General features: G+C 71.8%; 5 protein-coding genes. 1 reads left to right on the top strand and 4 read right to left on the bottom strand.

The features are described 5' to 3' along the window. The 3 genes from KBX39_RS22850 to KBX39_RS22860 form a co-directional block, all read right to left on the bottom strand. A partial coding sequence (locus KBX39_RS22850) for an FAD-dependent monooxygenase (protein WP_210872431.1) occupies positions 1–1544 on the bottom strand: 1544 nt, incomplete at its 3' end. Positions 1545–1603: 59 nt separating this feature from the next. Continuing rightward, positions 1604–3283, bottom strand: a complete 1680-nt coding sequence (locus KBX39_RS22855) for a cation acetate symporter (RefSeq protein WP_210872433.1) — start codon at positions 3281–3283, stop codon at positions 1604–1606. After that, complete coding sequence (locus tag KBX39_RS22860; protein WP_043323102.1) at positions 3280–3615, bottom strand: DUF485 domain-containing protein; 336 nt, start codon at positions 3613–3615, stop codon at positions 3280–3282. Before KBX39_RS22860 ends, KBX39_RS22855 begins: the two co-directional genes overlap by 4 nt. Positions 3616–3810: 195 nt before the next feature. Here KBX39_RS22860 and KBX39_RS22865 point away from each other — a divergent pair, with 195 nt between their 5' ends. Next, positions 3811–4551 carry a DUF6081 family protein gene (locus KBX39_RS22865; protein ID WP_069088382.1) on the top strand — a complete coding sequence of 247 codons (741 nt, stop codon included), beginning with the start codon at positions 3811–3813 and terminating at the stop codon, positions 4549–4551. On the opposite strand, the gene KBX39_RS22870 is transcribed toward KBX39_RS22865, so the two are convergent. Further along, positions 4544–4980 (bottom strand): SDR family oxidoreductase (locus KBX39_RS22870; RefSeq protein ID WP_210872435.1); only part of this gene is annotated, 437 nt, incomplete at its 5' end. The two genes, KBX39_RS22865 and KBX39_RS22870, sit on opposite strands and share 8 nt — an antisense overlap.

Here is a 4980-nt window from a genome sequence, read left to right on the forward strand (position 1 = left end):
TTGCCCCGCCAGGCGACGTGGTGGTCCGGCCGCAGCAGGACGAGGTCGCGTTCCCACAGCTCGCGGGCCCGGGCGTCGGTCACCACGGTGTGGGTGACCGGCAGGCCCCGCGCGGCCGCCGCCGCCAGCAGCGGATCGGCGGCGCCGTCGCCGGTGAAGTCCACGAGGGTGAACGAGGCCGGGTCGAACCGGTCGAAGATCTGCTGCCCGCCACTGAGCAGGAGGCTGGGCGGGCGGGCGCCGGGCCAGGTCGTCGGGGTGTACGCCCGCGGGTCGTCCGGGGGTTCGGCCGGGCCCTCCGGCCGGAGCACCGGCGAGCCGGCATAGCGGTAGCCCAGCTCGATGCCCCGGTACTCGTTCTCGCCCCGCTCGGCGTCGAGGAAGGCCGCGACGGACGGCAGCGGGGCGCCGTCGCGCAGCAGTTCCCCCGCCCGCAGGTGCACGCCCAGGTGCCGGTGCGAGGTGTGCATGTTGCGCCGCCCCACCGGGCGGCGTTCGGCGTCGTAGCTGTCGAGCAGCGCGGGACCGCCGAAGCCCCGGAGCACCGCGGCGAGCTTCCAGGCCACGTCGACGGCGTCACCGATGCCGGTGTTCATGCCGTACGCGCCGGTGGGGAACATCCGGTGCGCCGAATCCCCGGCGAGGAGCACCCGGCCGGCGCGGTACCGGTCGGCGAGCATGAAGCCGGGACGCCAGCGCGAGGTGAGCAGCACCTTGTCGATCCGCAGCTCGGTGCGGATCGTGTCGAGCAGGAACGCCTCCGGGTCGGCCGGCGGCTCGTCGAACTCGTTCGGGTCGATCCCGTTGACGTGCGCGGTCCAGGTGTCCACCTCGTCCTGCGCGATGATCACGTACCGGAACGCGAAGTAGTGCCAGAACCGGCCGTGCCGGTGCAGGCTGTCCAGGTCCCGGCTGGTGAAGTGCACCATGAACGCGCCCGGCAGGCCGGGCACGTCGAAGCCCTCCTCGCCGATGCCCACGGCCCGGCGGACCCGGCTCGACGCGCCGTCGCACCCGACGACGTACCGCGACCGCAGCCGGACCTCGCCGCCGGTGTCGTCGGCCAGCACGCTGGTGACAGCCGCGTCGTCCTGGGTCAGCGAGTCGAACCGTACGCCGAGGCGCAGGTCGACGAGCGGTTCCCGCCGGCAGCGCGCCCGCAGGACCGGCTCCAGGTCGATCTGGGAGATCCGCTGGCCCGGCTCGGCCGGCTGGGTGCCGTCGTTGTGCTCGGCGATGCGGCGCCACTCCTGCGTCACCGAGGGCAGGCCCCACCTGGTGATCGGCTCACCGGCGAGGCCGGTCGACCAGATCACGTCGGACCGGTGCTCGGGCGCGACGCCGGCGGCACGCACGTCGTCGGCGAGGCCGAACTGCCGGAAGAACTCCATGCTGCGGGCGTTGACGTAGTCCAGCTTGGGATGGACGGACGTCTCGAAGCCCTGGTCGACGAGGACGCAGGCGACGCCGTGACGGGCGAGCGCCAGCGCGGTGACCATGCCGACCGGGCCCGCGCCCACGACCAGAACCGGTACCGGATCCACAGTTGCCTCCCGAGGGGTGTGGGGCGGCGGAGGGGGCCGCCCCACACCGTGGCGGATGGTCAGCTCACCGGGCTGGGCGCCCGGTCCTGGCGGCCGTCGCGGTCCTCGTCGTCGACGGCGGCCGGCCGCGCCGGTCCCGTGGCGACAGCGCCGGTGAGGGACCGGACCTGCATCTCGGCGAAGGCGGCATCGTCGCGCTCGCGGCTGGTGATCGAGCCGAGGTAGCCGAGCAGGAAGCCGACCGGCACCGTGATCAGCGCGGGCTCGATGTCCACGAACTTGAAGTTGCGGTCCGGGAAGATGGCGTCCGGCTCGCCCGAGACGCCGTTGGAGAACAGCACCAGGAACGCGGTGAGCGCGAGGCCGCCGTAGACCGTCCACTGGAGGCCGCGGGTGTTGAATCGGCGCCAGAACAGCGCGTAGACGACGATCGGCAGGACCACCGCGCCGGCCACGTCGATCGAGGTCGGGATGAAGATGTGGGTCCGTACCGGCAGCATCGCGACCGCCAGCAGGACGGAGCCGACGCCGATGATCAGGGTGTTGCGCTTGATGTCCTTCAGCTCGGCGGCCGGGTCCAGCCGGCGGCCCCGCAGCACGTTCAGGTCCTTCGTCACCGTCGTCACCGCGCTGTGCAGCAGCGGCGCGAAGACCCCGACGATCGTCAGGACCGCGACGCCGGCGAGGGAGCCGACCATCACCGGCCCGCCCAGCTCGTCGGCGAGCTTGGGGAAGCTGATGTCGCGGTGGGCCTTGATGACGCCGATGTTGTCCCGGCCGAGGATCGCGACCGCGCCCAGCCCGACCACGGACAGGCACAGGTAGAACCCGACGATGATCATCGACGCCCACCCGGTCGACCGGCGCGCGTCCCGCCCGCTGGTCACCGCGAAGTTGCGCATGAACAGGAACGGGATCGCCGCCACCCCGACCGCGATGGCGAACAGCTTCGACAGGTGCACGAGCGTGGTCGCGCCCTCGCCGAACAGCCGGCCCGGGCCGAGCAGGTCGCTGCCGCTGGGCACCGGCGCCGCGTTGGCCTCGGCCCGCTCCAGCAGGCTGAACAGGTTCAGGTCGAAGCGGGCCAGCACCCAGGCGGTCAGCACGCCCACCACGACCACCGACAGCACCAGCTTGAACACCAGGATGCGGGTGACCCCGAGCATCCCGCCGAGGTACACGTACCCGACGGTGACCAGGCCGACCACGAAGACCGGGAGGACCAGGCCGACGAGCGCGTCGACGCCGAACCAGCGGTTGAAGATGAACGCGATGGCGGCCATCATGATCACGGTCAGCATGACGTACGTCAGCAGTGTGAGCACCGCCGAGGCCATCCGCGCCGGCCGTTCCCGGACGCGCACCGCGAGCAGGTCGCCGAGCGTGTAGCCGCCGACGTTGCGCACCGGCCCGGCGAAGAGGAACAGCGCGAGCATGGTGCCCATCGTGAAGGCGGTCATCAGCAGGATGGCGTCGTAGCCGCTGAGCGCGATGTGGCCGGTGATGATGTACATCGTCGAGTACATCAGCGGCGCGGAGGCCACCGCCAGCGCGTTCTGCACCGGCCCGATCCGCCGGTCGGCCAGCAGGAAGCCGTCCGCGGTGGTGGTGCTGGCGCGCGCCGAGCGGACCAGGTAGAGCACCGCGAGCGCGAGGACGACGGTGACCGGGACGGCGATCGCGGGCGTCGCCCACGTGTTGTCGACCGGGGGTGGCGGGTCGGCGAGGACGACGCTCATCGGGACGCTCCTTCCAGGTCGGCGCGGATCTTCTCGCTGAGCGGGTCGAGCCGCGTGCGGGCGTAGCGCAGGTAGAAGGCGGCGAGCGTCACCACGAAGGTGAACGACAGGAAGACGAAGAGCAGGCCCACGTTGACCGGGCCGGCCACCTTCTCCCGGAAGAAGTCCGGAGCGTAGGTGGCGAGCAGGCTGCCGAGGAACCACCACCCGAAGAAGGCGACGCTGGCCCAGAGCGTGACCGTGCTCGATCGTCGCCGTAGTTCCCTGAACTCTGCGCTGTGATGGACGGCGAGGTAACGACCGCCGTCCGGTGCCGGAGCTGCCGTGTCCATTGCTCTCTCCCCCTGGTGAGAACGTCGCAGACGATGCGGAGATGGCGTGCGGCGTCAGTCTCGGCGACCGCTCATGCTGCGGCATGGCTTAATCACGGGATTTCCGGGAGGCTGCCGGCGCATTGGCGTGCCCGGCCCGGCCGAACCGCGTGAACGGGTGATGCCCGCGCCCGGCCGGCGTCCGATGGTGGCTGCATGACGTCGGCACTGAGAACCAGCGCGTGGACGTACGACGACTTCACCGGCCGCGAGCTGGACCCCGCCCGCTGGGCGGTCATGTCGATCACCGGCGCGGACGGGCAGACCCACAGGTACCAGGACCGCAACGCCCGCGTCCGCACCGGCGACGGGCGGCTGGAGCTGACCGTCGACCCGTTCACCCGCTTCCACGACACCGATCCCCGGCAGAACAACGCCAAGCAGATGTACCGGTCGGTGCGACGCTTCGCCGTGCCGGCGGAGGGCACGCTGGCCGTCGAGGTGGAGATGGGCGTGCGGACGTACCGGCAGATCCCGCACGACCTGCTGGACGCGTTCGGCACGGTGGCACTGTTCGACCTGGAGACCGGCGTCGTGTTCAACGCCGCCGCGACGAACGACACCGTGTACGCGACTGTCGAGCGCCTGGTGCTGCCCGGCGTGACCCAGCCGCACGAGCACTACGTCCACCGGGTGGTCCTGGATGTGCCGACCGAGCCGGGCCGGGCGCACGGCTACGCCATCACCTACCGGGCGCCGACGTCGGAGGTGGAGTTCCACGTCGACGGCCGGCTCGCCTACTGGGCGCGGGTTCCGGTGCCGGTGACCGGATTCCACGCCGGCATGGCGCTGTTCTCCGCCCGCGACCTGGCCCGGTACTCCCGCGAGCAGCGGGAGCACGGGCAGGGCGCGACCGGGTGGTGGGGGCCGTGGCGGATCGCCGCAGGCGTCAGATGAGCACGTCTCCGCCGTCGATGTTCAGGTTGATCCCGTTTATCGCGCGGTTCGTCAGCAGGAAGTCGATCGCCTCGGTGCAGTCCCGCATGGTGACCGGCCGCCGGGTGAGCGCGCGGGTCGCGGCGGCCTCCCGCGCGGCGGGCTTGTCGCTCCAGAACGGCGTGTCGGAGACGATGCTCGGGTGCAGGGCGTTGACCCGGATCGGCGAGAGTTCCACCGCCAGGGTCCGGACCAGCGCGCTGATCCCGCCGTTGGCGGTGGTGACTGTGGTGGAGCCGGGATACGGCCGGTGGCTGGCCAGGCCGCCGAGCAGCACGACAGCGCTCTCGTCGGTCATCCGCGGGGCGAGGGCGTGCAGGACCGCCGTGTAGCCGACCAGCTTGACGGTCAGCAGCCGCGCCGCGTCGCCCGGCCGGTACGCGCGGACGG

It is taken from the genome of Micromonospora sp. D75, from assembly GCF_018070405.1.
Classification (GTDB): Bacteria; Actinomycetota; Actinomycetes; order Mycobacteriales; family Micromonosporaceae; genus Micromonospora; species Micromonospora chalcea.

What these genes read in the sequence shown, in the direction of transcription:
- KBX39_RS22855 (WP_210872433.1), bottom strand. Translation starts at nt 3,283, where the DNA reads ATGAGCGTCGTCCTCGCCGACCCGCCACCCCCGGTCGACAACACGTGG.
- KBX39_RS22860 (WP_043323102.1), bottom strand. Translation starts at nt 3,615, where the DNA reads ATGGACACGGCAGCTCCGGCACCGGACGGCGGTCGTTACCTCGCCGTC.
- KBX39_RS22865 (WP_069088382.1), top strand. Translation starts at nt 3,811, where the DNA reads ATGACGTCGGCACTGAGAACCAGCGCGTGGACGTACGACGACTTCACC.